The organism is Micromonospora sp. NPDC049282 (assembly GCF_043197045.1).
Taxonomy (GTDB): Bacteria; Actinomycetota; Actinomycetes; order Mycobacteriales; family Micromonosporaceae; genus Micromonospora.
This window is the reverse complement of sequence record NZ_JBICSL010000011.1, coordinates 79,238-103,345: the sequence shown is the minus strand read 5'-3', so window position 1 is coordinate 103,345 and position 24,108 is coordinate 79,238. Positions and strand designations below refer to the sequence as shown.

The following is a 24,108-nucleotide window of genomic DNA, read 5'->3' as shown; positions in this document are numbered from 1 at the left end:
CCGGGTGTGCAACGTAGGGTAGTGGAGACATAACTTCGAGAGACCTTTTGCCGGAGGTCGCGATGACTGTCTTTCCCGCTCGTCGAGCCGTACCGAGCCGGGCACTGCCGCCCCACGCGGCGCCGCCCCGGGTCGAGGCCACGTCGGTGCTCGAACCGGCCCGGCCGACTCCCCTGGAGTGGGCCCGCCGTCGTCGGGCCGAGCGGGGTGCCCGCCGGTTGGAGGCCGCCGGGGCCCGCGCCCTGGGGCAGCTCGACCACCTCGGCCCCGCCTGGCACGTCATCGAATGGCCCCGGACGGACCCGGCCGAGGCGCTGTTCGACCACGGTGACGAGGACCGCGCCGGGTTCCTCGCGATCGGGCCCAGCGGGCTCTTCGCGGTCACCATCGCCGACCACGGCCGGGCCCGCGTGCTGGTCGCCGGCGACGTCGTGCAGATCAACGGCAAGCGTCCGCCCTATGTGGCCGAGGCGCGCCGCGACGCCAAGCGGGCCAGCAAGGCGCTCTCCGACGCGGTCGGCCTGCCGATCCCGGTGACGCCGGTGCTGACCTTCGTCGGCTCCGGCGTCATCAGCGTCTACGGCCTGCCGAAGGACTGCCTCATGGCCACCCACCGGGAGCTGGACCGCCTGCTCGTGGCCGCCGGCAACCGGATCACCCCGGCCACCGCCGAGAAACTGTCCCGGGTCGCCCAGGCGCCGTCGACCTGGCTGAACGGCACGTACCGTCCATCCGCCGACTACCGGTGGTACGACGAGGGCCGAACGGCCGCTGACAAGCGGGCCGCCCGGCGGTAACGTCTCCGACGACGCCACGCGGTCCGCGACACCGCCCCGACCGGTTCGTCGGTCCGCGTCGTCGCTGGCCGCCCTACCCCTGGGGCTCCCGCCGCACCGACGCATGTGCCCTGGTCACCGAGCCGCCCGGCACCTCGGGCGGCGGCGGAGACCGGGAAGCGCAGCGCGGCCGGAAGGTCGCCGTGCCGACCGGCTAGCGTGGACGGACCGTCGGTGTACATAGGAGGCGCGGTGGCCCACGTCGAGCTCTCACTCTCGGAAGTGTTCACGTCCCCGACGGAGACACCCACCGAGGAGGAGACCGACAACTTCACGCAGTGGTCCGGGACGGTCTCCCGAGCCGCCGAGCCGTGCCTGTTGATCGACGTCGACACCACCGTGGTGGCCATCTCCTCGTCCGGCTGCGACCTGCTCTGCCTCGGCGCGCCGGACGACGTGATCGGCCTGCCGCTGCTCGAGGGTGGCCTGCGCCTGGTCGACTTCACCGCCAGCCCGAGCGAGCTCACCGAGCAGGAGACCGACAAGATCCCCCCGCTGCTCGCGCTGCTCTCCGGCCGGCTCGCCCGCGGGCTGCTCCGCGTCCGGGGGCCCGGCTCCGACGCCGGGACGACGGTGGACGCGATCTCCACCCCGGTGCTCACCGGGTCCGCGGTCGCCGGCTCGCTCACCTTCTTCTCCGTGCTCTGACCCGGCGGCGGCATCGGGTCGAGCACCCGGCTTCACCCGAACGGGTGAGCCTCCTACGATGGGCTCGGCCCCCGGCCGTAACGACGCCCCTCGATGTCGAGGACTCCACCGTGCCCCGCACCCCACCCCGCCACCGGCCCCTTCCGGCGACGCTGCTCGCGTTGCTCGTGCTCACCGCGTGCGGCCGGCCGCCCGAGCTGCGCGAGCCGCCCGCCGACCCCGGCGGCCCGCGCCCCTCGGTGTCGGCCACGCCCTCGAACCCGACCCCGACCACATCGGCCGTCCCGAGCACCCCGGCCGTCCCGTCCGCGCCGACCGCCCCGGCGCCCGACCCGGCCGCCACGCCCTGCCGCGGCGCCCCGTCCGGGGACCGGATCGTCGCGCTGCTGCGCGGCTCCGCCGGCGTGCTGCCCCGGAACGTGCGGGTCACCGTCCGGGCCGGGCCGCTCTGCGCCGAGGGCTGGCACTACACCGTGCTGGCGGTCGCCGGGCACGAGGAACTCCAGGTGGTCACCCGGGGCCGGCACGGCACACCCACGCTGGTGACCGCCGGGACGGACGTGTGCGGCGTCGAGGTGCGGGCCGCCGCGCCGCCGGGCATCCGCACCCTGGCCTGCGACGGCATCCCGGGTGCGTAGGCTGGTCGCCATGCCGGGAACACCGCCCACCCGCTTCGTCTACCTCGGCCCCGAGGGCACCTTCGCCGAACAGGCGCTACGAACCGTGCCCGCCGCCGAGCGGGGCGACCGCACGCCGGCCCGCAGCGTGGGCGAGGCGCTCGACGCGGTACGGGCCGGGGAGGCGGACGCCGCGCTGGTGCCGTTGGAGAACTCCATCGGCGGCGCGGTCGGCGTGACCCTGGACGAACTGGCCGAGGGCGACCCGTTGGTGATCACGCGGGAGGTGGTGCTGCCGGTGGAGTTCGTGCTCGCCGGCCGGTCCGGCGTCACACCGGACTCGGTGCGCAGCGTGGCCGCCCACCCGCAGGCGTCCACCCAGTGCCGCGGCTGGCTCCGCGACCACCTGCCCGACGCCACCGTGGTCGACGTGCTCTCCAACGGCGCGGCCGCGGCCGGCGCGGCGAACGGCGAGTACGACGCGGCCGTCTGCGCCCCGATCGGCGCCACCCGGCACCGGCTGACCGTCTTCGCCGACAAGATCGCCGACCATCCCGACGCGGTGACCCGGTTCGCGCTGGTGTCCCGCCCCGGGCCGCCCCCGCCGCCGACCGGCGACGACCTCACCTCGCTGGCGGTCTACCTCGCGCACGACCGGGTGGGCGCGCTGCTGTCCGTGCTCATGGAGCTGGCCGTACGCGGGGTGAACCTGACCCGGATAGAGTCCCGCCCGACCGGCGAGGCGCTCGGGCATTACGTGTTCTTCCTGGACTGCGCCGGGCACGTCGCCGACGTACGCCTCGGCGAGGCACTGCGCGGGCTGCGCCGGGTCTGCGCCGACGTGCGCTTCCTCGGGTCGTACCCCCGGCACCGCTGGAGCACGGCGGCGGGCGACCGGCCGACGCCCGCGCCGGCCGGTCTCTCCGACGCCGACTACGCCGACGCGGCGGCCTGGCTGGCCCGGCTGCGCGCCGGCGAGCTGAGCTGATCGGGCCGGGTGTGCCCCCCAGCGACGCACCCGGCCCGGGCGGTCACTGGAGCAGGCCGCCGAGCAGGCCACCCTGCTGTTGCTGCTGCGCGCCGCTGCCGGCCACCGGCGGCTCCTCCGAGGGTTGGACCACGACGAAGCCCTGACCGGCGAAGCTCATCGTGAACGCCTCGCCGGTGCTGCGCCCGAGCAGCGTGCCGAGGCCGAGCTGCTCGGCCCGGTGGTAGCCGGTCTGCAGGTTGGCCGACCAGCAGACCGCCGCCTGCGGGTCGACGTACGTCGGCGCGTCCACGTTCAGCACCACCGGGGTGCCCTTGGTGGTGACCGCGATCCGGCCGTGCCCGGTGAAGACGCAGTTGAACAGGCCCGACGAGGACGCCATGCCCATGCCGCTGACCATCTTGATGTCGTACTGGAGGGTGGAGTCGAAGGCGAGCACGCTGGAGCCGTTGATGGACAGGGCGTCGCCGGGCTCCAGGTCGATGATGTGCACGTCCTTGGCCAGCTCGGCCAGGAAGACGTCGCCGCGCCCGGAGAGCTTCATCAGTGGCACGCCCTCACCGGTGAGCCGCTGCTTGATGAACTTGCCGATGCCGCCCGAGCCGAGGGCCTGGAACTGCACCTGACCCTGGTAGGCGACCATCGACCCGACGCGGGCCATCGCCTCGCCGTTCAACTCGATCTTCAGCATCTTGGAGTTCTGCAGCCGCATGCCCGGCTGCTGGGACTCCTTCTCGAGGTTCGCCGCGGAGAACAGCTCGCTGCGCATGGGTTTCCTCCTGCATCGGGATGTGCCTGCACCGGAGGTTAGGGGACGGGCGCAACCGCGGGGATCGGCCGAGCGGGGACGGGCCGGGGCCCGGTCAGCCCCAGCCGAGAGCGTGCAGGCGCTCGTCGTCGATGCCGAAGTGGTGGGCGATCTCGTGCACCACGGTCACCGCGACCTCGTCGACGACGTCGTCGTCGGTGTCGCAGATCGCCAGGATCGGGTTCCGGTAGATCAGGATCCGGTCGGGCAGCACGCCGGAGTAGTCCCAACCGCGCGCGGTGAGCGCGTGCCCCTCGTAGAGCCCGAGCAGGTTCTCGCCGGGCGGCGGGTCGTCCTCCACCAGGATGACCACGTTGCTCATCAGCCCGAGCAGCTCCTCGGGCACCTCGTCGAGCGCCTCGCCGACCAGTTCCTCGAACCGGTCCCGGCTCATCTCCACGGCCACGTCGCCCATCCTCCCCGCTCCGGCCTTCGGCGGCCAGCCGCCGAAGATCAACACTCGTTCCCGGAAACAGGGCCCATCGGTGCCCCGATGGGCCCTGTTTCCGGGAAAGCGCGGTCAGGATGCCCGCGTCGGGCTCGGTCAGGCGAGGCGGGCGGTGAGGGTGATCTCCGCGCCCGGTGAGAGCAGTCGGGAGATCGGGCAGTTCTCCTTGGCCGCCTCGGCCAGCTTGGTGAAGCCGGCCTCGTCGAGACCCGGAGCCTGGCCGACCGTCTCCAGGTCGATGCGGGTCACGGTCATGCCGGCGTCGGTCTTGTCGAAGTGCACCTTGGCGGTCGTCTCCACCGAGGTGCCGGTGGCGCCGGAGTCGGCGAGCTGCTTGGAGAGGGCCATCGAGAAGCAGCTCGCGTGCGCGGCGCCGATCAGCTCCTCGGGGTTCGTGCCCTCACCCTCCTCGAAGCGCGACTTGAAGGAGTAGTTGCCGGACAGGCCGCCCTTGCCGGTGCGGACGGTGCCCGACCCCTCGGCGAGGTCGCCCTGCCAACGAGCGGAAGCGGTACGGATAGGCATGGCACCGACGCTAACCGAAAGCGGGCCGCCCCGCACCGCCCGAGCCGCATCGCGCTCCCGATGACCGGGCGCCGGTTGTGCCATGATTCGACGCAGGCCCGCCGACGCCGAAGGGTGGCCGATGTCGCAGGATCTCCCGATTCCCAGGCAGGACAGCCGCGCCGACGGCACCACGGTGGTGGAGTGGGGCGACGCCGACGCCGAGGCGGCCCCCTCCGGCCGGGTGAGCCGGTCATTGGCCGGCCTGGGCCGGGACCACCGCCTGCCGCCGGTGCTCGCCGGGCTCGGCGCGGTCGCCGCGCTCGCCTCGATGATCGGCGAGTGGCTGGTGATCGTCATCCCCGACGACGCCCGGGACGAGAACGCGCCGAACCAGCTCGCCAGCGGCATCGCCGAGACCGGCGGCTTCGGGGTGGCGTACCTGGTGGGCCTGCTCGGGCTGTCGGTCACGGTGGCGCTGGCGTTGCGCGGCGCCCCGGCGGTGCGGCAGCACGCCCGGATCGCCGGGCTGGGCCTCGCGGCGACGCTGCTCGGCGTGCTGGCCGCGGCCGCCTCCTCCCTCCAGCAGATCGCCAAGCGCATCCTCTTCTTCCCGGTGGAACAGAACATCCAGGTCGAGCACGGGCGCGGCCTGATCACCGCCTTCGTCGCCGTCGCGCTGCTGGCGGCGGCGCTGCACCGGGCCGGGCGGTTCGGGGAACCGGCCGACGACCGGGCCGACGCCGAGGCGGCGCCGGACGGCGGGCCACCGGCCGACCGGCGCACCCGGCGGCGGGGGCGGGGCCGCGACGACGAGGCGCCGCCGGCGCCGGCCGACCTGACGGTGGAACCGACGGTGCCGTTCGCCGGCCCCGAACGCTCCCGCTGAGCGGGCCGGCCCTCTCTCGGCGGCCACCGGATCGTCGTCCCGGATTCGCGGCCGATTCGCCGGAATGCCGTGGTCGCCCCCGGTCCCGCGAGATACGGTTGCCTGCCCACCGTCCGGTGGCCGCGGCACCGAGGACCTGGTCGGCCGGCGTGACGGTGGCGGGCGAAGGAGGAACCATGACCACCCGCCCGGGCCTGCCCAAGCTGATCGCCACCGACCTCGACGGCACGCTCGTCCGCAGCGACGACACCGTCTCCGCGTACACCCACGGGGTGCTGGACCGGGTGCGGGCGGCCGGGATCCCGGTCGTCGGCGCGACCGGGCGCGGACCGCGACTGGCCGAGCTGAGCCGCAACGACATCCGCGCCGCCGACTTCCTGGTGATGGCCGGTGGCGGCTGGGTGGTCGACCAGAGCGACCCGGCCGGTCCGCTGGTGCTGCGCGACGAGCGCCTGAGCGGCCAGGTGCTCGCCCGGCTCCTCGCCGACCTGGAGGCCGTCGTCGGCCCGCTCACCGTGATGGTGGAGGCGTCCGGCGAGCACGACACGCCGCTCTGGGGCGACTACCACCCGAGCTGGCCCTACCCGGACCGGTTCGAGGTGCGCAGCCGGGCCGAGTGTCTCTCCTGCGACGTGGTCAAGGCGTTCGCCCGGACCGAGGACCACCACGTCGACGAGCTGCTCGCGGCGGCCCGCCGGATCGTGCCGCCGGACGTGGCCGCGCTCACCCAGGCCGGGCTCGGCTTCGTCGAGATCTGCCCGCCGGGGGTCGACAAGGCCACCGGGCTGAGCGTGGTCGCCGAGCGGCTCGGCGTGGACCCGGCGGACGTGCTGGTCTTCGGCGACCAGCCCAACGACCTGCCGATGTTCGGCTGGGCCGGCTGGTCCCGGGTGGCGGTGGCGAACGCCCACCCGGAGGTCCGCGCCGCCGCCGACGAGGTCACCCTGCGCAACGACGACGACGGCGTCGCGGTCTACCTGGACCGACTACTCTCCCGGTGATGGGAGAGCCACCTCGACTCGTCGCGACCGACATCGACGGCACGCTGCTGACGGACGACCGGAGGCTCAGCCCGCGTACCGCGGGGGTGCTGGCCCGGATCACCGCCGGGGGCACGCCGGTCGTACTGGTCACCGGCCGTCCGATCCGCTGGCTCCAACTGGTGTACGACCAGCTCGACGAGCCGCTGCCGGCGATCTGTGCCAACGGCGCGGTGGTGTACGACCCGATCGCCGACGAGGTGCTGCGCGCCGACCCGCTCGCCCCGGACCTGCTGGCCGAGGTGGCCCGCCGGCTGCGGGCCGAGGTGCCCGGGGTGAGCTTCGCGGTGGAGATCGTGGACAGCCGGCAGATGCGGCACGAGGCGCACTACCCGCTGCGCTGGGACGCCGACGCGGACGCGATCCGGGCCGTCGAGTCGCCGGAGGAGCTGCTCGCCGCTCCCGCGGTGAAACTGCTGGTCCGGGCCGGGGAGCAGGATCCGGACGTGTTCGTCCGGGTGGTGGCCGGCGCGCTCGAAGGGCTGGCCGAGGCGACCCACTCGTCGTACAGCGGGCTGATCGAGATCTCCGCCGCCGGTGTGACCAAGGCGGCCGGCCTGGCCTGGTTCGCGGCCCGGTTGGGCATCGACGAGCGCGACGTGCTGGCCTTCGGCGACATGCCGAACGACGTGCCGATGCTGACCTGGGCCGGTCGGGCGGTCGCGGTGGGCAACGCCCACCCGGCGGTGCGGGAGATCGCGGACGAGGTCACCGCGGCGAACACCGAGGACGGCGTCGCCGCGTACCTGGAGAAGGTCTTCGGGCTGGACTGACCGGCCGGGGCGCGTCGCGCGCCCCGGCCGGCGGGGTCACAGGTACTGGCCGGGGGCGTGGCCCTCGGCGCCGCCGGGCATCCCCGGCATGCCCGGGACCATCCCGGCCGGGCCGCTGGGCAGCGCCTGGCGGCCGGAGCGCATCTGCTCCAGCTGGACGCGGGCGGCCATCTGCTGGGCCACCAGCGCGGCCTGGATGCCGTGGAACAGCCCTTCCAGCCAGCCGACCAGCTGGGCGTGGGCGATGCGCAGCTCGCCCTCGCTGGGGGCCTGCTGCTCGGTGAACGGCAGCGAGATCCGCTCCAGCTCCTCGCGCAGCTCGGGAGCGAGGCCCTCCTTCAGCTCGACGATCGAGCGTTCGTGGATCTCGCGCATCCGGTGCCGGCTGGCGTCGTCCAGCGGGGCGGCCTTCACCTCCTCCAGCAGCTGCTTGATCATGCTGCCGATCCGCATCACCTTGGCCGGCTGCTCGACCAGGCGGGTCGGGTCCTCGCCCCTGCCCTCGTCGGTCTGCACCGTGCCTACCGGTCGACCGTCCGGCCCGACCACCACCACGGTGCCCGGGATGCCATCGTTGCCCTGTTCGCCGTCGTGTTCGCCGTCGTGTTCGCCGGAGTGTGCTTCGGTCATGGCACCCATCTTTACCCACCCCGACCACGCGCACGCGCCCAGGACCGGGCAGGCTACCGTCCCGGCATGCCCAGCGACCCCCGTGACGTGCTGACCCGACCGGCCCCGCCGCCGGACGCCACCGTCTCCTACGGCGAGCACCCGGACCAGTGCGCCGACCTGCGCCGCCCGGCCGGCGAGGGACCGGCCCGGCCGCTGGTCGTGGTGGTGCACGGCGGATTCTGGCGGGCGGAGTACGACCGCGCCCACACCGGTCCGATGGCGGCGGCACTGGCCGCCCTCGGCCACCCGGTGGCCCAGCTCGAGTACCGCCGGACCGGCCGGCCCGGCGGCGGCTGGCCGCACACGCTCACCGACGTGCTCGCCGGGGTCGCCGCCCTGCCGGAGCTGGCCGCCGCCGCGCTGCCCGGCCGGGTGGCGCCCGTTCCGCCGGTCCTGGTCGGTCACTCGGCCGGCGGGCACCTGGCGCTGTACGCGGCCGCGCACCACCCGGACTCCGTCGGCGGCGTGCTCGCGCTGGCGCCGGTGGCGGACCTCGCCGAGGCGTACCGGCTGGATCTGGACGCCGGGGCGGTGGCCGCGCTGCTCGGCGGCGGCCCGGCCGACGTACCCGACCGGTACGCCGCCGCGGATCCATCGGCGTTGGTACCGGTGCGGGTACGCACGGTAGTCGTGCACGGGGTCCTCGACCAGCAGGTTCCGGTGTCCACGAGCCGCTCCTGGGTGGTCGCCGACCGGGCCGCCGGAGGCGGCTCCACCCTGGTTGAGCTGCCGGAATGCGAACACTTCGGGCTGATCGCGCCGGATTCGGCCGCCTGGCCCCGGGTTGTCGAGGCATTGCGGTCCCTTCACGATGATCTTCCGGGCATTGACGCAGCGTCGCCGACCAGGTAGAACGCCGAAGGGGTGTGCACCATGGCCACCCCGGGGGGAAGGAAGTTCGGTGGCACAGATGAACCGCAGGCGGGCCCTGCAACTGCTGGCCGCGCTCGGCACCACCGGACTCGTGGCCGGTTGCGGCTCCGGGGACGACACCGAGGAGGCCACGGCCGGCAGCCCCATCAAGATCGGGCTGATCGCGCCCGGCAGCGGCCCGAACAAGGCCATCGGTGACGAGATCACCAACGGCTTCCAGCTCTTCCTCAGCACCCACGGGCAGCAGCTCGGCGGGCACCCGGTCACGGTGGTGCCGGCCGAGGAGGGCGACACCGCCGCGACCGGCAAGGCCGCCGTCGACCGGCTGCTGAAGGAGGGCGTGCTCGCGCTCACCGGCGTGGTCAGCCCGACCGTCATGACCGGCATCCGGGACGCCGTGGAGCAGGCCCGGGTGCCGCTGATCGGCTCCAACGCCTCGCCCGCGACGCTCCAGGGCGTGGTCTACATCTGGCGCACCTCGTACGTGCTGGACGAGCCGGGCTTCGCGCTCGGCGAACACCTGCGCCAGATTCTGGACCCGTCCAGCCGGATCGCCATCTTCGGCGCCCAGGGGCAGGGCAGCCAGGACGTCGTCGCCGGGCTGCGGCGCGGCTACGAGCAGGGCCGTCGGCTCACCGAGGACCCGATCTACACCCCCGACTACCCCAACCCCGGCAAGAGCGCCTACGCCGGGCCGATCCGCAAGGCGCTGGCCCGCAAGCCGGACGCGGTCTTCTGCCACTACACCGGCGCGCAGGCGGTGCAGTTCATCAAGCAGCTCTACGACGAGGGCTACCGGGGGCCGATCTACGCGCCCGGGTTCCTCACCGAGGGCACGGTCCTCGAGCAGCTCGACGACGGCGAGAAGGGCCGGGACCGGAAGCTGATCGAGGCACACGGCATCGAGACCGCCCTGAACTACTCGGCCGACCTGAACAACACCCCCAACCGGGTCTTCGCCTCGGCGTACCGCAAGACGTTCAACACCTCACCCACCACCTACGCGATGGCCTCGTACGACGCCGCGCAGGTGCTGGACAAGGCGATCCGGCTGGTCGGCGGCGACCCGTCCCCGACGCAGCTCAACCTGGCGCTCGGAAAGATCGGCCAGATCGACAGCCCGCGCGGTTCCTGGCAGTTCAACCAGCCGCGTACCCCGCAGCAGAAGTGGTACCTGCGCAAGGTGCAGCTGGACGGCCGGCTGCTCTCCAACGTGGTGATCAACGAGCTGGCCACGCTCGGCTGACGCGACGAGGGGTGGTCTCCCGGCCGGGAGACCACCCCTCGGATACGCCGGAAGTCAGTGCCGCAGCTCGGCGATGCAGCACTTCACGCTGCCGCCGCCCTTCTTCAACTCGGCCAGCTCCACCGGCACCGGGTGGTAGCCGGCCGCCTTCAACGTGCCGGCCAGCCGGCTGGCCTCGCTGTTCAGCACCACGTTGAGCCCGTCGCTGACCAGGTTCAGACCGAAGGCCAGCGCGTCCTCGTCGTCCGCCACGACCGCGTCCGGGAAGAGCTGGTGCAGCACCCGCTGGCTCGCCGCGGAAAAGGCGCCCGGGTAGTAGACGATGTTCCCGTCGTCGATCGAGGCGAGCGCCACGTCCAGGTGGTAGAAGCGCGGGTCGACCAGGCGCAGCGAGACCACCGGCCGGCCGAGCGCCTCCTGCGCCTCGGCGTGCGCGGCCAGCTCGGTGCGGAAGCCGTGGCCGGCGAGGATCAGCCCGCCGTGCGCGTCCGGCAGGTACGCGAAGTCGCCCTCGCCCTCGTTCGTCTCGCTCGGCGCGATGAAGTGCCAGCCCTGCGCCTCGTAGAACGCCCGGTGCGCGGCGGCCTCGCCGGTCCGCTGCTCGTGCTTGAACCGGGCGCCGTAGACCGTGCCGTCGACCACGAAGGCCCCGTTGGCCGCGAAGACCATGTCCGGCAGGCCCGCCTCGGGGGTGAGCGTGTGCACCTCGTGGCCGAGTCCGAGCAGCGTCTCGCGCAGCCGGTCCCACTGCTTGACCGCCAGGTCGGCGTCGACCGCCGTGGTCACGTCCATCCACGGGTTGATCGCGTACTCGACCGCGAAGTGCTCGGGCGAGCACATGAGATATGTCCGCTTTCGCGAGACTCGCTGCTGGTTCACGGTCACCAAGAGTAGGTACGGTAGAACTTTAGTAACAGCCACAACCATTGCTTCCGAGAGGTGGAACGTTGCAGATAGACGCGGTCGACCAGCGAATCATTGCGTTGCTCGTGGCGGACGCTCGCGCCTCGTACGCGGACATCGGCACCCGGGTGTCACTCTCCGCTCCCGCCGTCAAGCGCCGGGTGGACCGGCTGCGCGCGGCCGGGGTGATCCGCGGCTTCACCGCCGTGGTCGACCCGGCCGCCGTCGGCTGGACCACCGAGGCGTTCGTCGAGCTGTTCTGCGCCGGCCGGACCACCCCGGCGCAGATCGGCGTCGCCGCCCGCCGGCACCCCGAGGTGGTCGGCGCCTACACCGTCTCCGGCGAGGCCGACGCGCTGGTGCACCTCCGCGCCGCCGACATCTCCCACCTGGAGGAGGCGCTGGAACGACTGCGCGCCGAGTCGTTCGTCACGTCCTCCCGTAGCACCATCGTGCTGTCCCGGCTGGTCGAGTCCCCCGGCGTCGGGCCGTCCACCGGCTGACCGGTTGACCTGAACCCGGCTTCACGTCGTTGACTCGGCGCAGGCGACAGAATCCAGGAGGCGCGATGCGTGCGGTGTGGCTGCGGGAGTTCGGCGGACCGGAGGTGCTGGTCCCGGGGTCGGCGCCCGACCCGACACCCGGACCGGGCCAGGTCCTCGTCGACGTGGCGCACGCGAACATCACGTTCGTCGAGACGATGTTCCGGGCGACCGGCTTCGGCCCGTTCGCCGCCGACCTGCCGCTGATCCCCGGCAACGGCGTCGGCGGCACGATCGCGACGGTCGGCCCCGGCGTCGACCCGGCGCTGGTCGGCCAGCTCGTGGTCACCGGCACCGGCGGCACCGGCGGCTACGCCGAGCGCGTCGTCGTCGACCGGGACGCGCCGATCCCCGTACCGCCGGGGTTGTCGCTGGACGCGGCGGTGGCGGTCATGGCCGACGGCCGGACCGCCCTGATGCTGGCCCGGGCGGCGGAGCTACGGCCGGGCGACCGGGTCCTGGTGGAGGCCGCGGCCGGCGGCGTCGGCAGCCTGCTGGTGCAGTTGGTGACGCGAGCCGGCGCCACGGTGGTGGCCGCCGCCGGCGGACCGGAAAAAGTCGTCATGCTCCGTGCCGGCATGCTCGACGTGGTGGTCGACTACCGGGAGCCGGACTGGACCGACCAGGTCCGGGCCGCCGTCGGCGCCGTCGACGTGGTCTTCGACGGCGTCGGCGGCACCCTCGCGCGAGAGGCGTTCGACCTGCTCGACCGCGGTAGCCGGATGCTCAGCTTCGGGCTGGCCGGCGGTGCCTGGGCGGACGTGCCGGCGGACGCCGCCGCCGCCCGCGACGTGACGCTGCTGCGGCCCCGCCCCCGGCCGGACGAGCTGCGCCAACTCACCGAGGAGGCGCTTGCCATGGCCGCGGCCGGACGGCTCCGGCCGCTGATCGCCCAGCGCTTCCCGCTGGAGCGGGCCGCCGACGCGCACGCCGCCATCGAAGCCCGCGCCACCGTCGGCAAGACCCTGCTCGACGTCTGACCTCAGAGGTACATGCCGGTGCGGTGCTCCTGCGCCCGCGCCGGCTTGTCACCCTCGCCGAAGAACCGCTTGCCGCCGAACTCGCCGTGCAGTCGATCGTCCAGCTCGTCGGCGAGACCGGTCATCACCTGCACGGCCAGCATCAGATGAGTGGCCTGGAAGTTTCGGCCGAAGACCGGGATCGAGGCCCAGACCGTGTCGTCGGCGCAGTAGAGCCGGCCGATCGGCATCCGGTTGGTCAACTCGGAGAGCTTCACGTAGAGCCGCTCGGTCGGCTCGACCTCGGTCAGCACCGGCGAGAAGACGTCGACCAGCGGCGGATTGTCCCGGACCCGGACGAAGACCATGGCCGAACCGGCCCGGATGTTGATGTCGCCGTCGGAGTCGACCTGCACCTGGTCGGAGTCGGACTTCAACATCGTCGAGACGACCGTGCGCACCCGCTCCTCCAGGGCCAGCACGTCGTTCTCACCCGCCTGGGCGGCCGCCGCGGCGGCCAACGCCTCCTCCAGGTCGGCCTCCACGTCCCGGTCCGGGCCGAACTCGCCGCGGGCGGTGCCGAGCGGCTCCACCGGCAGCGGCTCACCGTCGGCGTCGTGCACCAGGTAGACCAGGAAGGCGGGGTGCGGGGCGCCGTAGACGTCACGCAGCGTCCGGGAGAGCACGGCGGACAACCGGGTCGCCTCGTCGACGCCGCAGTCCAGGCCGAACTGCTCACCGGAGCCCGGCACCACCCCCGGCGGCGACCAGCCCAGCGCCACCATGTCGGCCACCGCCGCCCGGTCCAGCCGGTAACCCTGCGGGAGCGTGGCGTTGCCGACCGCCCGGGCCGACAGGCCACCCTCCTCGCCGGCGTCCGCGCTGACCGAATAGACGGCGTCCCCGGTCCCGGAGGCCGTCGGGTCGAGCGTGACCTCCAGGTGCCCACCGGCGGGCAGCCCGCGCAGCCGGTCGGCCAGGGCCCGGGCGAACTCCCGCCAGGCCTCGGTCACCTTGGCCCGCAGATCGGCCGTGGTCGGCTCGTCCAGCAGGATCGACTCGTGCTGCTCCGGCGCACCGCCGGAAGGCTGGTCGACCGGCGCCGAGGGGTGGTCTGCCGTCATGATCGCCTCCGTCCGTTCCCGCCACCCTACCGACGGGCGGTGCCGACCGGATCACACCCGACCGGGATCGGACAACCGGGCCGGAACGGGCTACTCCGCCCCGGCGGTCCCGTCCAGCTCCACCGGCCAGGAACCCGCCAGCGCGCTGAGCCGGGCGGCCGTCGCCGCCGGGTCCGCGCCGCGACCCACGGCCACCCCCAACAGGTACGCGCTGACCGGCGCGCCCGGCCGGAGCACCTGGTGCGCCACGTCCCGAGCCACGTCGAGCACCGCCGACACCGGCACCTCCGCCGGGTCCAGGTCCAGCTCGGCGCAGGCCGCGGTGACCCAGTCGTCCATCACCGTCATGTCATCCACTCCTCGGCCCGGCGTACGTCCTCGTCAGTGTCGCAGTCGAACCACGGCGGCGCGCCGGCACCGGACCAGGCCACCTCCCGGACCGTGGTGCCGGACAGCAACCCGCGCACCGGGGCGCCGTCGACCGTGCCGCCCCGTCGGGCCGCCAGCCGGTCGAGAGCGGCCCGCAGTGCCGGCAGGCGCCACACCCCGCAGAGCTGCTGCCGGCGACCGTCGCCGTCCACGTAGCAGGCCAACCCGTCGGTCGACCCGTCGAGCGCGAGCCGCAACTCGGCCACCGCCTCGGCGGTGAGCAGGGGCAGATCGGCGGCGAGCAGGGCGACCGTGAGCGTGTCGGAGCGCAGCAGGGCCAGCCCCGCCGCCGCGGCGGCCACCGGGCCACCACCGGGCGGATCCTCCCGGGTCACCCGCACCCCCACCGGCACCGGACCGGACGGACCGACCACGACCCGTTCGCTCGCGTCGGCCACCGCCGCCAGCACCCGACGCAGCATCGGCCGGCCGCCGACCGGACGGGCGGGCTTGTCCGTCCCACCCATCCGCCGGGCCGCGCCGCCGGCGAGCACCACCGCCGCGTACCCGGTCACCGCCTCACCCTACCCACGGCCACCGCCGGCACCCTCGGTGCTGGTGTGGATCTGGCGGTGCTGGTGTCGATGGGGAAGGTGCGGGTGAGGTGGGTGCGGGAGAGGATGGCGGCATGGGACGGGCGACGGACCGGCGAGGCGTGCTGCGGATCGACCTGGAGGCGACGGGCGAACGGCGGACCCGGGTCCGCCGGCAGGACACCCTGGCCGTGGAGGAGCCGCTGGAGATCCGCGTCGGGCCAGCCGGCCCCGGCCGCCGCCGGCCGCTCGCGGTGACCATGCGCACCCCGGGCGACGACCTGGACCTGGCGATCGGCTTCCTGCTCACCGAGGGGTTGATCCGGTCGGCGGAGGACGTGCACACCGCGCAGCTGTGCGCCGGGACGGACACCCCCAACACCTACAACGTGGTCGACGTGGTGCTCTCCCCCGGTGTGCCGCAGCCGGCGACCGACCCGACGCGGAACTTCTACACCACCAGCTCGTGCGGGGTGTGCGGCAAGGCGAGCATCGAATCCGTGCGCACCCGCTCCCGGTTCGCCGTGCGGGAGGACCCGCTTGAGGTCACCGCCGAACTGCTGGCCGGGCTGCCCGACCGTCTACGTACCGCGCAGCGCGCCTTCGACCGCACCGGCGGCCTGCACGCGGCCGGACTCTTCAGTGCCGACGGTGAGCTGCTGGTGCTGCGGGAGGACGTGGGCCGGCACAACGCCGTGGACAAGGTGGTCGGCTGGGCGGCCCGCGCGGACCGGCTGCCGCTGGCCGGCCACGTGCTGCTCGTCTCCGGTCGGGCCAGTTTCGAGCTCACCCAGAAGGCGTGGATGGCCGGAGTGCCGCTGCTGGCGGCGGTCTCCGCGCCCAGCACGCTCGCCGCCGAACTGGCCGAGGAGGCCGGGATCACCCTGGTCGGCTTCCTTCGCGGCCCGACCATGAACGTCTACACCGGTGCGCAGCGCGTGCCCGGATGATCCACCCCCTCCCGGCGGGGCGGGCGACGCCTCCGACGCAGCCGGACGACCGGCCCCGGCCCGGCGGGGCCGGCGACCGCCGGCCCACTGGTGCGGGCGACCGCCGGCCCACTGGTGCGGCCGACCGCCGGCTCAGCGGGGCGGGCGACGCCGCCGGCGGCGCAGCACGGATCCCCCGGCGTTGGCGGGCCAGCCGTCCAGCTCGGACGGCGGCAGCCCGCGGCGGAGCGCGTCGTCGAGGAGCACCGCGAGCGGGTATTCGGGGTGGGCGGCGAGCACCCGCTCCAAGGCGACGGCGGCCAGCGCGCCGTGCCCGGCCCGCCAGGCGGCGAACGAGAGCAGCGTTCCGGGCGCCGCGGTCAGGTCCGGCTCGGCCCGCCGGAAGACGTCGGTCCAGAGGCTGATGTCGGCGTCCCGGCCGTCGGTTCGCGACCACGCGTGGTCCCGTACCGCGACCTGGGTGAGGAGCACGGTCAGCCAGGCCACCTCGTCGTCGTCGAGCCGCTCGCCACGCCGCTGCCGGCGGAACGCGGCCCGCACCGCCGCCGTGCCGGCCGAGCGCACGGCCCGGGCCTCCCCACGCCGGCCACCGGTCGCTTCTCCGGCCGGTCCGCCGCCGGACAGGGCGCCGCCGGACGGTCCGCCGCCGGACGGCTCGCCGGTGAGGGCGGCCAGTCGGCGTCGCGCCCGCGCGGTGGCCCGTCGCATGGCCAGTCGGACCGGGCCGTCGAGCGGGGACACCTGCGCGGCCAGCGCGGCGCGGTCGGGCAGGGCGACCTGACCGGCGAAGACGGCGGCGGCGCTGACCTGGCTGGCGGCCGGGTCGTACGGGGTGCCGTCGGCCGGGCAGCAGGCCGGTTCGCCGCAGAGGTAGGACCACCAGCGGCCGTCGGTCACCCGGAGCGCGTCCAGGACGACCAGCCCCGCGTCGTCCAGCGCCCCACCGACCGCGTCCACGGCGCCGGTGACCCGGGCGGCCGGGCCGTAGCCGATCACCGTCGCGGCGTCGGCGTCCTGCCGCACCACCACCTGTGCCAGGTGTCGGGCCACGGGACCGGGGTCGGTGCCCGGGTCGGGCAGGTCGCCCCGGGCGGCGAAGACCACGCGCCGGCCCCGCACCGCGACCACCACGACGCTGTCGGCGGGATGGAAGCCGAGCAGGTAGGGCACGGCGGCGACCAGGTCGGCCGGCGAGCGGACGGAGAGGCGAGGGCGCTCGGTCGAGTTCATGCCGGGAGCGTGCGTGGCAGCCGGTCGCCACGGGAGACCCTGTGGACGACACGCGGTCCGTCCACAGGCACGCAGCGTATCGGTCCAGGTGGACGGCGACCGGCGACGATCGCGGTACGACACGGCCCACGGATGTCCCAGGCAGCGACTACCTTGCGGTCATGGACCTGGCATACCTGCGGGCACACCCGGAGCACCTGCCGACCTTCCTGACCCACCAGCGGATCCGGGAGACGCCGGTCGCCGGGGGCGACATCTGCACCGCATCCCGGCTCACCCTGGACGACGGGCACTCCGTCTTCACCAAGAGCTGGCCGGAACGGGCGGCGCGGCCGGTGCCCGAGGCCTTCTTCGCCACCGAGGCGGCCGGCCTGCGGTGGCTACGCGAGGCCGACGCGGTGCCGGTGCCCGAGGTGCTGGTCGCGCTGCCGGAGCTGCTGGCGCTCGACTGGGTGGAGCCGGGCGAGCCGGGGCCGGAGGCGGCCGAGGCGTTCGGCCGGGCGCTGGCCGGGCTGCACCGGGCCGGCGCGCCCGCGTTCGGCGCGGAGTGGGCCGGGTTCATCGGGGCGCTGCCGCAGGACAACACGCCCGACCCGGGGCCGTGGTCGAGCTGGTTCGCCCGGCGCCGCCTGCTGCCGCACCTGCGTGCCTCGGTCGACCGCGGCGCGCTGACCGGGGCCACCTCGGCGCTGGTCGAGCAGGTGGTCGACCGGCTCGGCGAGTTCGGTGGCGACGAGCCGCCGTCCCGGCTGCACGGCGATCTCTGGCCCGGCAACCTGCTCTGGGGCGCCGACGGCCGGGTCTGGCTGGTCGACCCGGCGGCGCACGGCGGCCACCGCGAGACCGACCTGGCTCAGCTCGCGCTCTTCGGCGGCCCGCCGCACCTGGACCGGATCATGGCCGCCTACCGGGAGGCCCGGCCGTTGGCCGACGGCTGGCGCGAGCGGGTGCCGGTGCACCAACTGCACCTGCTGCTGGTGCACACCGCACTCTTCGGCGAGGCGTACGCGGAAGCGGTGTCCTCTGCCGCACGGGCCGCGCTCCGGGCGGTCGGACGCGCTACGGTCGACGGATGACCGCCTCCCGGACGACGGCCGACGGGGTTCTCGCCGACCGGTACGGTCGCGTCGCCCGGGACCTTCGGGTCTCGCTGACCGACAAGTGCAACCTGCGCTGCACCTACTGCATGCCGGCCGAGGGCCTGCCCTGGCTGGCCGGTCCGCAACTGCTCACCGACGACGAGATCGTCCGCCTGGTCGGCGTCGCGGTGCGGCGGCTCGGCATCACCGAGGTGCGTTTCACCGGCGGCGAGCCGCTCATCCGGCCCGGGCTGCCCGGCATCGTGGCGGCCGTGGCGGCGCTGTCGCCCCGGCCGCGCATCTCGCTGACCACCAACGGCATCGGTCTGGCCCGCCTCGCGCCGACGCTGCGCACGGCCGGGCTCGACCGGGTGAACGTCTCGCTGGACACGCTGGACCGGGAACGGTTCGCCGCCCTGACCCGGCGGGACCGGCACGACGACGTGCTCGCCGGGTTGGCCGGCGCGGCGGCGGCCGGGCTGACCCCGGTGAAGATCAACGCGGTGCTGATGCGCGGCGTCAACGACGACGAGGCGCCGGAGCTGCTCCGGTTCGCCCTGGCGCACGGCTACGAGCTGCGGTTCATCGAGCAGATGCCGCTGGACGCCCAGCACGGCTGGGACCGGTCGACCATGGTCACCGCCGACGAGATCCTGGTCGCCCTGCACGCCGAGTTCGCGTTGCGGCCCGACCCGACCGAGCGGGGCGCCGCGCCGGCCGAGACCTGGCTGGTGGACGGCGGGCCGGCCCGGGTAGGGGTGATCGCCAGCGTGACCCGGCCGTTCTGCGGCGACTGCGACCGCACCCGCCTCACCGCCGACGGCCAGGTGCGCAACTGCCTCTTCGCCACCGACGAGTCCGACCTGCGGGGCGCGCTGCGGGCCGGCGCCGACGACGAGGAACTGGCCCGTCGCTGGCGCGCCGCGATGTGGGGCAAGCGCGCCGGGCACGGCATCGACGATCCGACCTTCCTGCAGCCCGTCCGCCCGATGTCCGCGATCGGAGGCTGACTGTGGAGCTGACCGTCCGCTATTTCGCCGGCGCGCGCGCCGCCGCCGGTCGCGCCGAGGAGACCGCATCCGCCGGGCGGTCGTTGGACGAACTCCTCGACGACCTGTCCGCGCGGCACGGGGAGCGACTGGCCGTGGTGCTCAAGGCGGCGAGTTTCCTGGTCGACGGCGTGGCCTGTCATGATCGTCGGCTACCGTTGCCGGCCGGGGTGACGGTGGACGTGCTGCCACCCTTCGCGGGCGGCTGAGGGAGGCCGACGTGCTGGCGATGGCGACATTCGTGGGTTTCGTCGTGCTCGTCATCGGCCTGATCCACTTCTACCTGTGGAAGCGGTTGGTCCGGGACACCACCCGCCCCGGGCGTGGGCGCCGGGCCGGCGCGGTGGTGGCGATCCTGCTCGCGCTGCTCGTGCCGGCGACCATGGCCGGCACGCAGAACGGCTTCTACTGGCTGGCCTGGCCGGGCTACCTCTGGCTGGCCCTGATGTTCTACCTGCTGGTGCTGCTGCTGGTGCTCGAGGTGCCGACCGCGGTGGTCCGGCTGGTCCTGCGCCGGCGCGCCCGGACGGCCACGGCTGCGGGGCCGGAACCCGAGCCGGCGCTGGCCGGCGCGAGCACCTCGGCCCGGCCCGGCGACGCCCGCCCGACAGCCCTGACCGGCGACGCCCGCCCGACAGCCCTGACCGGCGACGCCCGCCCGACAGCCCTGACCGGCGACGCCGCCGACTCGCCGCCGCCGGACCACTCCGACGACGCGAACCCGACCGGCGACGCGGGCGACCCGCCGACGGACGCTGCGGGGACGCCCGACCACGACCCGTCCCGCCGGTTGCTGCTCGCGCGCGGCGCGGCGATCTTCGCCGGGCTCACCGCCGCTGGCGTGACCGGGTACGGCGTCCGCACCGCGATGGGTCCACCCCGGCTGGACCGGGTGCGGATTCCGCTGGCCAAGCTGCCCCGGAGCATGGACGGGCTGCGGATCGCGACCGTCTCCGACATCCACCTCGGGCCGCTGCGCGGCCGGGCACACACCGAGCGGATCGTCGCGATGATCAATCGCCTGGACGCCGACCTGGTGGCGGTGGTCGGTGACCTGGTGGACGGCTCGGTGGCCGAGCTGGGCACGGCGGCGGAGCCGCTGCGCGACCTGCGCTCCCGGTACGGCAGCTTCTTCGTCACCGGCAACCACGAGTACTACTCCGGTGTGGAGGAGTGGGTCCGCGAGGTGGACCGGCTCGGCCTGCGGGTGCTGCAGAACGAGCGGCAGGAGATCCGCGCCCGGGGCGGGGTGCTGGACCTGGCCGGTGTCAACGACGTGACCGCCGCCGGCACCGGGCTGGCGGCACCCGCCGACTACGCCGCCGCGCTCGCCGACCGCGACCCGAGCCGCCCGGTGGTGCTGCTGGCCCACCAGCCGGTGGCCGCGCACGAGGCGGCGAAGTTCGGCGTCGACCTCCAACTCTCCGGGCACACCCACGGCGGCCAGATGGTGCCGTTCAACCTGGCGGTGAAGCTCCAGCAGCCGGTGGTCTCCGGTCTGGGCGAGGTGGACGGCACCAAGGTCTACGTCACCAACGGCGCCGGCTTCTGGGGTCCGCCGGTGCGGGTCGGCGCCCCGCCGCAGGTGACGCTGGTCGAGCTGCGCAGCCCGTAGCGCGAGCCGCGATCCGCATAGCGCGTTAGGGCCGCCACGTCCAGCACCGCATTGCTCAGGTCACGCGTACGCGTGGCGGCGGGCGGGTAGGCAACCGGACGTGACAGGATGCGGCGTGCCTCCGTTCAGCGCCGCACCCCCCGGTGGCCTCCCGCCCTACGTCGCGGATCTGCACATCCACTCGAAGTACTCGCGCGCGTGCAGCCGCGATCTGACCCTGCCGAACCTCGGCTGGTGGGCCCGGCGCAAGGGCATCGCGGTGCTCGGCACCGGCGACTTCACCCACCCCGCCTGGTACGACCACCTGCGCGAGACGCTGCACCCGGCCGAGCCCGGTCTCTACCGGCTGTCACCGGAGGCGGAACGGGACATCGCCCGGCGGCTCCCGCCCCGGTTGGCCAGCGAGGCGGAGGCGGACCCGGTCCGGTTCATGCTGAGCGTGGAGATCTCCACCATCTACAAGCGGGACGACCGGACCCGCAAGGTGCACCACCTGATCTACCTGCCGGACCTGGACGCGGTGGGCCGCTTCAACGCCGCGCTGGGCCGGATCGGCAACCTCGGCTCGGACGGCCGGCCGATCCTCGGGCTGGACTCCCGCGACCTGCTGGAGATCACCCTGGAGGCCAGCGGAGACGGCTACCTGGTGCCGGCGCACATCTGGACGCCCTGGTTCTCCGCGCTCGGCTCGAAGTCCGGCTTCGACGCGATCGCCGACTGCTACGCCGACCTGGCCGAGCACATCTTCGCGGTGGAGACCGGGCTCTCCTCCGACCCGGAGATGAACTGGCGGGTCGGCAGCCTGGACCGCTACCAGTTGGTGTCGAACTCGGACGCCCACTCGCCGCCGGCACTGGCCCGGGAGGCGACCGTCCTCACGGCGGACCGCGACTACTTCGCGATCCGCGAGGCGTTGCGCACCGGGGACGGGCTGGCCGGCACCGTCGAGTTCTTCCCGGAGGAGGGCAAGTACCACGCCGACGGGCACCGGCTCTGCGGGGTGAACTGGTCTCCGGAGCGGACCCGCGAGGCGGGCGGGCGCTGCCCGGAGTGCGGCAAGCCGCTGACCGTCGGCGTGCTCAGCCGGGTCGAGGCGCTGGCCGACCGGCCGACCGGGCACCGGCCGGCGCACGCCCGCGAGGTGGCCCATCTGGTGCCGCTGGCCGAGATCCTGGGCGAGCTGAACCGGGTGGGCGCGCGGTCGAAGAAGGTCGAGGGCAAGCTCAACGAACTGGTCGCGGCGCTCGGTTCGGAGTTGGAGATCCTGACCCGTACGCCGGTGGAGGAGATCGGCCGCGTCGGCGGCGAGCTGCTCGCGGAGGGCATCGGCCGGTTGCGCCGCGGCGAGGTGCGCCGGGTGCCGGGTTACGACGGTGAGTACGGGGTGATCACGCTGTTCGATCCGGCGGAACTGGGCGCTTCGGGTGGCGGGGGCGGGCAGGACGCGCTCTTCGACGTACCCGTGCCCGCGCAGCGGCGGCCCGCGGAGCCGGCGCCGAAGCCGAAGGCCAGGCGCCCGGCGGAGGCGCGGCCGGAGCCGAAGCGCAAGCCGCCCGCGCCCCCGCTCGCGCCGCCGCCCTCCCCGCACGAGCCGTTCGAGCCGATGCTCGCCGGCATGGAGGAGGTGGGCACCGGCCTGCTGGACCGGCTGGACGCGATGCAGCGGGTGGCCGCGTCCGCGCCGGGCGGTCCGCTGCTCATCGTGGCCGGCCCGGGCACCGGCAAGACCCGGACGCTGACCCACCGGATCGCCTACCTGTGCGCGGAGTTGAACGTCTTCCCGGACCAGTGCCTGGCGATCACGTTCACCCGCCGGGCGGCCGAGGAGCTGCGGCACCGCCTGGACGGGCTGCTCGGGCCGGTCGCCGAGGACGTCACGGTGGGTACGTTCCACGCGCTCGGCCTGACCGTGCTGCGGGAGAACGCGACGGCCGCCGGGCTGCCGGCGGACTTCCGGATCGCCGACGACGCCGAGCGGGCGGCGGCCCGTGCCGAGGCCGGCGAGGACGACGAGCGGTACGTCGCGCTGCTGCGCAAGCGGGACCTGGTCGACCTGGACGAACTGCTCACCCTGCCGGTGGCGCTGTTGAAGGGCGACCGGAAGCTGGTCCGGGACTACCGCGAGCGGTGGAAGTGGATCTTCGTCGACGAGTACCAGGACGTCGACGCGGTCCAGTACGAGCTGCTGCGGCTGCTCAGCCCCGCCGACGGCAACCTGTGCGCGATCGGCGACCCGGATCAGGCGATCTACTCGTTCCGGGGCGCGGACGTCGGCTACTTCCTGCGCTTCTCGCAGGACTTCACCGACGCCCGGCTGGTCCGGCTGAACCGCAACTACCGGTCCTCGGCGCCGATCCTGGCCGCCGCCGTACAGGCGATCGCGCCGTCGTCGCTGGTCCGGGGCCGCCGCCTGGACCCGGCCCGGCTCGACCCGGAGGCCCCGCTGGTCGGCCGGTACGCCGCGACCACGGTCGCCGACGAGGCCGACTTCGTGGTCCGCACCGTCGACGAGCTGGTCGGCGGCCTGTCCCACCGGTCGTTCGACTCCGGCCGGATCGACGGGCGGGCGACCTCGCTCTCCTTCTCCGACATCGCCGTGCTCTACCGCACCGACTCCCAGGCCGCGCCGATCGTGGACGCGCTGGCCCGGGCGAACATCCCCGTGCAGAAGCGCTCGCACGACCGGCTGCGCGACCGTCCCGGCGTGGCCGCCATCGCCCGGGAGCTGCGCCACGCCGGCCTCGACGGCTCCCTGACCACCCGGGTACGCGAAGCCGGTCAGATCCTGGCGGAGCGCTTCGCCGTGCCGACGCTCGACGGCTCCGGCGCGGTACGCCCCGAGGACGTCCGTACGGCCGTGGACCTGCTCACGCCGCTGGCCCGACGTTGCGGCGACGACCTCGGGTCCTTCCTCAACCAGCTCGCGACCGGCGCCGAGGTGGACGCGCTCGACCCGCGCGCGGAGGCGGTCACGCTGCTCACCCTGCACGCGGCCAAGGGCCTGGAGTTCCCGGTGGTGTTCCTGGTCGGGTCCGAGGACGGCCTGTTGCCGCTGCGCTGGCCCGGCACCGAGCCGGACGAGGACGCGGTGGCCGAGGAGCGCCGGCTCTTCTTCGTCGGGCTGACCCGGGCGCAGGACCGGCTCTACGTCAGCCACACCGCCCGGCGCAGCCGGCACGGCACGGAGCGGGAAGCCCGCCCGACCCCGTTCCTCGACGTGATCGACCCGGCGCTGTTCGACCGGCTCGGCGCTGCCGAGCCGCGCCGTCCCAGAGATCACCAGCTCCGCTTGATGTGAGAGGCGGGGCCCTCTCTTGACGCCTCCGGTAGAGAAGGGGCCCCTTCTCACCACC

General features: G+C 74.3%; 26 protein-coding genes. 17 read left to right on the top strand and 9 right to left on the bottom strand.

All coding sequences use genetic code 11. From position 1 onward, the window contains the following. Nucleotides 1-62 precede the first annotated feature (62 nt). The 4 genes from ACGFI2_RS18890 to pheA all read left to right on the top strand — a co-directional run bounded on the left by ACGFI2_RS18890 (nt 63) and on the right by pheA (nt 3,089). A complete protein-coding gene (locus ACGFI2_RS18890; RefSeq protein ID WP_393518435.1) occupies nt 63-797 on the top strand; it encodes a hypothetical protein in 735 nt (244 codons plus the stop codon). A gap of 231 nt (nt 798-1,028) precedes the next feature. Then, nucleotides 1,029-1,484: a hypothetical protein gene (locus ACGFI2_RS18885; RefSeq protein ID WP_393518432.1), complete on the top strand. Its 456-nt coding sequence runs from the start codon at nt 1,029-1,031 to the stop codon at nt 1,482-1,484. A gap of 110 nt (nt 1,485-1,594) precedes the next feature. Continuing rightward, nucleotides 1,595-2,122, top strand: a complete 528-nt coding sequence (locus tag ACGFI2_RS18880) for a hypothetical protein (RefSeq protein WP_393518429.1) — start codon at nt 1,595-1,597, stop codon at nt 2,120-2,122. Nucleotides 2,123-2,132: 10 nt separating this feature from the next. Next, a complete protein-coding gene (pheA, locus tag ACGFI2_RS18875) occupies nt 2,133-3,089 on the top strand; it encodes a prephenate dehydratase (protein WP_393518426.1) in 957 nt (318 codons plus the stop codon). A gap of 43 nt (nt 3,090-3,132) precedes the next feature. Here the strand turns inward: pheA and ACGFI2_RS18870 are convergent, their stop codons facing one another. From ACGFI2_RS18870 to ACGFI2_RS18860, 3 genes are all read right to left on the bottom strand, one after another. After that, nucleotides 3,133-3,858 (bottom strand): AIM24 family protein, encoded by a 726-nt coding sequence (locus ACGFI2_RS18870; RefSeq protein ID WP_393518424.1) that lies wholly within the window; start codon nt 3,856-3,858, stop codon nt 3,133-3,135. A 94-nt stretch (nt 3,859-3,952) separates the two neighbouring features. Then, complete coding sequence (locus ACGFI2_RS18865) at nt 3,953-4,297, bottom strand: metallopeptidase family protein (protein WP_199199675.1); 345 nt, start codon at nt 4,295-4,297, stop codon at nt 3,953-3,955. Between the two features lie 144 nt (nt 4,298-4,441). After that, complete coding sequence (locus ACGFI2_RS18860) at nt 4,442-4,870, bottom strand: OsmC family protein (protein ID WP_393518421.1); 429 nt, start codon at nt 4,868-4,870, stop codon at nt 4,442-4,444. Between the two features lie 121 nt (nt 4,871-4,991). On the opposite strand from ACGFI2_RS18860, the gene ACGFI2_RS18855 reads away from it, so the two are divergent. From ACGFI2_RS18855 to ACGFI2_RS18845, 3 genes are all read left to right on the top strand, one after another. Next, nucleotides 4,992-5,738 carry a hypothetical protein gene (locus ACGFI2_RS18855; RefSeq protein WP_393518418.1) on the top strand — a complete coding sequence of 249 codons (747 nt, stop codon included), beginning with the start codon at nt 4,992-4,994 and terminating at the stop codon, nt 5,736-5,738. A gap of 176 nt (nt 5,739-5,914) precedes the next feature. After that, nucleotides 5,915-6,739: an HAD family hydrolase gene (locus tag ACGFI2_RS18850; RefSeq protein ID WP_393518415.1), complete on the top strand. Its 825-nt coding sequence runs from the start codon at nt 5,915-5,917 to the stop codon at nt 6,737-6,739. Beyond that, entirely contained in the window at nt 6,739-7,551 is an 813-nt protein-coding gene (locus ACGFI2_RS18845) for an HAD family hydrolase (protein ID WP_393518412.1), read from the top strand. Before ACGFI2_RS18850 ends, ACGFI2_RS18845 begins: the two co-directional genes overlap by 1 nt. 36 nt (nt 7,552-7,587) lie before the next feature. Here ACGFI2_RS18845 and ACGFI2_RS18840 read toward each other — a convergent pair whose 3' ends face one another. Next, nucleotides 7,588-8,190 carry a bacterial proteasome activator family protein gene (locus ACGFI2_RS18840; protein ID WP_393518409.1) on the bottom strand — a complete coding sequence of 201 codons (603 nt, stop codon included), beginning with the start codon at nt 8,188-8,190 and terminating at the stop codon, nt 7,588-7,590. A 57-nt stretch (nt 8,191-8,247) separates the two neighbouring features. Here ACGFI2_RS18840 and ACGFI2_RS18835 point away from each other — a divergent pair, with 57 nt between their 5' ends. Together ACGFI2_RS18835 and ACGFI2_RS18830 are read left to right on the top strand one after the other, a co-directional pair. After that, the gene (locus tag ACGFI2_RS18835) at nt 8,248-9,075 is read left to right on the top strand and encodes an alpha/beta hydrolase family protein (RefSeq protein WP_393518406.1); all 828 of its coding nucleotides are present in this window, start codon (nt 8,248-8,250) and stop codon (nt 9,073-9,075) included. A gap of 49 nt (nt 9,076-9,124) precedes the next feature. Further along, nucleotides 9,125-10,342 (top strand): ABC transporter substrate-binding protein, encoded by a 1,218-nt coding sequence (locus tag ACGFI2_RS18830; protein ID WP_393518403.1) that lies wholly within the window; start codon nt 9,125-9,127, stop codon nt 10,340-10,342. A gap of 54 nt (nt 10,343-10,396) precedes the next feature. Here the strand turns inward: ACGFI2_RS18830 and ddaH are convergent, their stop codons facing one another. Beyond that, complete coding sequence (gene ddaH, locus ACGFI2_RS18825; RefSeq protein ID WP_393518400.1) at nt 10,397-11,230, bottom strand: dimethylargininase; 834 nt, start codon at nt 11,228-11,230, stop codon at nt 10,397-10,399. Nucleotides 11,231-11,289: 59 nt separating this feature from the next. Between ddaH and ACGFI2_RS18820 the strand changes: the two genes are divergently transcribed. Both ACGFI2_RS18820 and ACGFI2_RS18815 read left to right on the top strand, forming a co-directional pair. Then, nucleotides 11,290-11,748 carry an Lrp/AsnC family transcriptional regulator gene (locus ACGFI2_RS18820; protein ID WP_393518397.1) on the top strand — a complete coding sequence of 153 codons (459 nt, stop codon included), beginning with the start codon at nt 11,290-11,292 and terminating at the stop codon, nt 11,746-11,748. Nucleotides 11,749-11,813: 65 nt separating this feature from the next. Then, complete coding sequence (locus ACGFI2_RS18815) at nt 11,814-12,767, top strand: zinc-binding dehydrogenase (RefSeq protein ID WP_393518394.1); 954 nt, start codon at nt 11,814-11,816, stop codon at nt 12,765-12,767. A gap of 2 nt (nt 12,768-12,769) precedes the next feature. Here ACGFI2_RS18815 and ACGFI2_RS18810 read toward each other — a convergent pair whose 3' ends face one another. From ACGFI2_RS18810 to ACGFI2_RS18800, 3 genes are all read right to left on the bottom strand, one after another. Further along, the gene (locus ACGFI2_RS18810; protein ID WP_393518391.1) at nt 12,770-13,870 is read right to left on the bottom strand and encodes a hypothetical protein; all 1,101 of its coding nucleotides are present in this window, start codon (nt 13,868-13,870) and stop codon (nt 12,770-12,772) included. A gap of 90 nt (nt 13,871-13,960) precedes the next feature. Then, the gene (locus tag ACGFI2_RS18805; protein ID WP_393518388.1) at nt 13,961-14,218 is read right to left on the bottom strand and encodes a DUF6457 domain-containing protein; all 258 of its coding nucleotides are present in this window, start codon (nt 14,216-14,218) and stop codon (nt 13,961-13,963) included. Further along, on the bottom strand, nt 14,215-14,814 hold the full coding sequence (locus ACGFI2_RS18800) for a molybdenum cofactor guanylyltransferase (protein WP_393518385.1): 600 nt from the start codon (nt 14,812-14,814) through the stop codon (nt 14,215-14,217). Before ACGFI2_RS18800 ends, ACGFI2_RS18805 begins: the two co-directional genes overlap by 4 nt. Nucleotides 14,815-14,927: 113 nt before the next feature. On the opposite strand from ACGFI2_RS18800, the gene fdhD reads away from it, so the two are divergent. After that, entirely contained in the window at nt 14,928-15,782 is an 855-nt protein-coding gene (gene fdhD, locus ACGFI2_RS18795; protein WP_393518382.1) for a formate dehydrogenase accessory sulfurtransferase FdhD, read from the top strand. 132 nt (nt 15,783-15,914) lie between these two features. On the opposite strand, the gene ACGFI2_RS18790 is transcribed toward fdhD, so the two are convergent. Beyond that, nucleotides 15,915-17,012 carry a DUF4192 domain-containing protein gene (locus tag ACGFI2_RS18790; RefSeq protein WP_393518379.1) on the bottom strand — a complete coding sequence of 366 codons (1,098 nt, stop codon included), beginning with the start codon at nt 17,010-17,012 and terminating at the stop codon, nt 15,915-15,917. Between the two features lie 161 nt (nt 17,013-17,173). On the opposite strand from ACGFI2_RS18790, the gene ACGFI2_RS18785 reads away from it, so the two are divergent. The 5 genes from ACGFI2_RS18785 (at nt 17,174) to ACGFI2_RS18765 (ending at nt 24,053) form a co-directional block, all read left to right on the top strand. After that, entirely contained in the window at nt 17,174-18,088 is a 915-nt protein-coding gene (locus tag ACGFI2_RS18785) for a fructosamine kinase family protein (protein ID WP_393518376.1), read from the top strand. Beyond that, nucleotides 18,085-19,101, top strand: a complete 1,017-nt coding sequence (gene moaA / locus ACGFI2_RS18780; protein WP_393518374.1) for a GTP 3',8-cyclase MoaA — start codon at nt 18,085-18,087, stop codon at nt 19,099-19,101. The genes ACGFI2_RS18785 and moaA overlap by 4 nt, the downstream gene beginning before the upstream one ends. Nucleotides 19,102-19,103: 2 nt before the next feature. Then, nucleotides 19,104-19,349, top strand: a complete 246-nt coding sequence (locus ACGFI2_RS18775; protein WP_393518371.1) for a MoaD/ThiS family protein — start codon at nt 19,104-19,106, stop codon at nt 19,347-19,349. An 11-nt stretch (nt 19,350-19,360) separates the two neighbouring features. After that, nucleotides 19,361-20,755 (top strand): metallophosphoesterase, encoded by a 1,395-nt coding sequence (locus ACGFI2_RS18770; protein WP_393518368.1) that lies wholly within the window; start codon nt 19,361-19,363, stop codon nt 20,753-20,755. A gap of 115 nt (nt 20,756-20,870) precedes the next feature. After that, nucleotides 20,871-24,053: a UvrD-helicase domain-containing protein gene (locus tag ACGFI2_RS18765; RefSeq protein WP_393518365.1), complete on the top strand. Its 3,183-nt coding sequence runs from the start codon at nt 20,871-20,873 to the stop codon at nt 24,051-24,053. The last annotated feature ends 55 nt before the right edge of the window (nt 24,054-24,108 follow it).

Coding starts and splice junctions, on each gene's coding strand:
- ACGFI2_RS18850 (WP_393518415.1), top strand. CDS start 5,915: ATGACCACCCGCCCGGGCCTGCCCAAGCTGATCGCCACCGACCTCGAC.
- ACGFI2_RS18790 (WP_393518379.1), bottom strand. CDS start 17,012: ATGAACTCGACCGAGCGCCCTCGCCTCTCCGTCCGCTCGCCGGCCGAC.
- ACGFI2_RS18860 (WP_393518421.1), bottom strand. CDS start 4,870: ATGCCTATCCGTACCGCTTCCGCTCGTTGGCAGGGCGACCTCGCCGAG.
- moaA (WP_393518374.1), top strand. CDS start 18,085: ATGACCGCCTCCCGGACGACGGCCGACGGGGTTCTCGCCGACCGGTAC.
- ACGFI2_RS18845 (WP_393518412.1), top strand. CDS start 6,739: ATGGGAGAGCCACCTCGACTCGTCGCGACCGACATCGACGGCACGCTG.
- ACGFI2_RS18870 (WP_393518424.1), bottom strand. CDS start 3,858: ATGCGCAGCGAGCTGTTCTCCGCGGCGAACCTCGAGAAGGAGTCCCAG.
- fdhD (WP_393518382.1), top strand. CDS start 14,928: ATGGGACGGGCGACGGACCGGCGAGGCGTGCTGCGGATCGACCTGGAG.
- ACGFI2_RS18890 (WP_393518435.1), top strand. CDS start 63: ATGACTGTCTTTCCCGCTCGTCGAGCCGTACCGAGCCGGGCACTGCCG.
- ACGFI2_RS18805 (WP_393518388.1), bottom strand. CDS start 14,218: ATGACGGTGATGGACGACTGGGTCACCGCGGCCTGCGCCGAGCTGGAC.
- ACGFI2_RS18835 (WP_393518406.1), top strand. CDS start 8,248: ATGCCCAGCGACCCCCGTGACGTGCTGACCCGACCGGCCCCGCCGCCG.
- ACGFI2_RS18855 (WP_393518418.1), top strand. CDS start 4,992: ATGTCGCAGGATCTCCCGATTCCCAGGCAGGACAGCCGCGCCGACGGC.
- ACGFI2_RS18785 (WP_393518376.1), top strand. CDS start 17,174: ATGGACCTGGCATACCTGCGGGCACACCCGGAGCACCTGCCGACCTTC.
- ACGFI2_RS18840 (WP_393518409.1), bottom strand. CDS start 8,190: ATGGGTGCCATGACCGAAGCACACTCCGGCGAACACGACGGCGAACAC.
- pheA (WP_393518426.1), top strand. CDS start 2,133: ATGCCGGGAACACCGCCCACCCGCTTCGTCTACCTCGGCCCCGAGGGC.
- ACGFI2_RS18815 (WP_393518394.1), top strand. CDS start 11,814: ATGCGTGCGGTGTGGCTGCGGGAGTTCGGCGGACCGGAGGTGCTGGTC.
- ACGFI2_RS18810 (WP_393518391.1), bottom strand. CDS start 13,870: ATGACGGCAGACCACCCCTCGGCGCCGGTCGACCAGCCTTCCGGCGGT.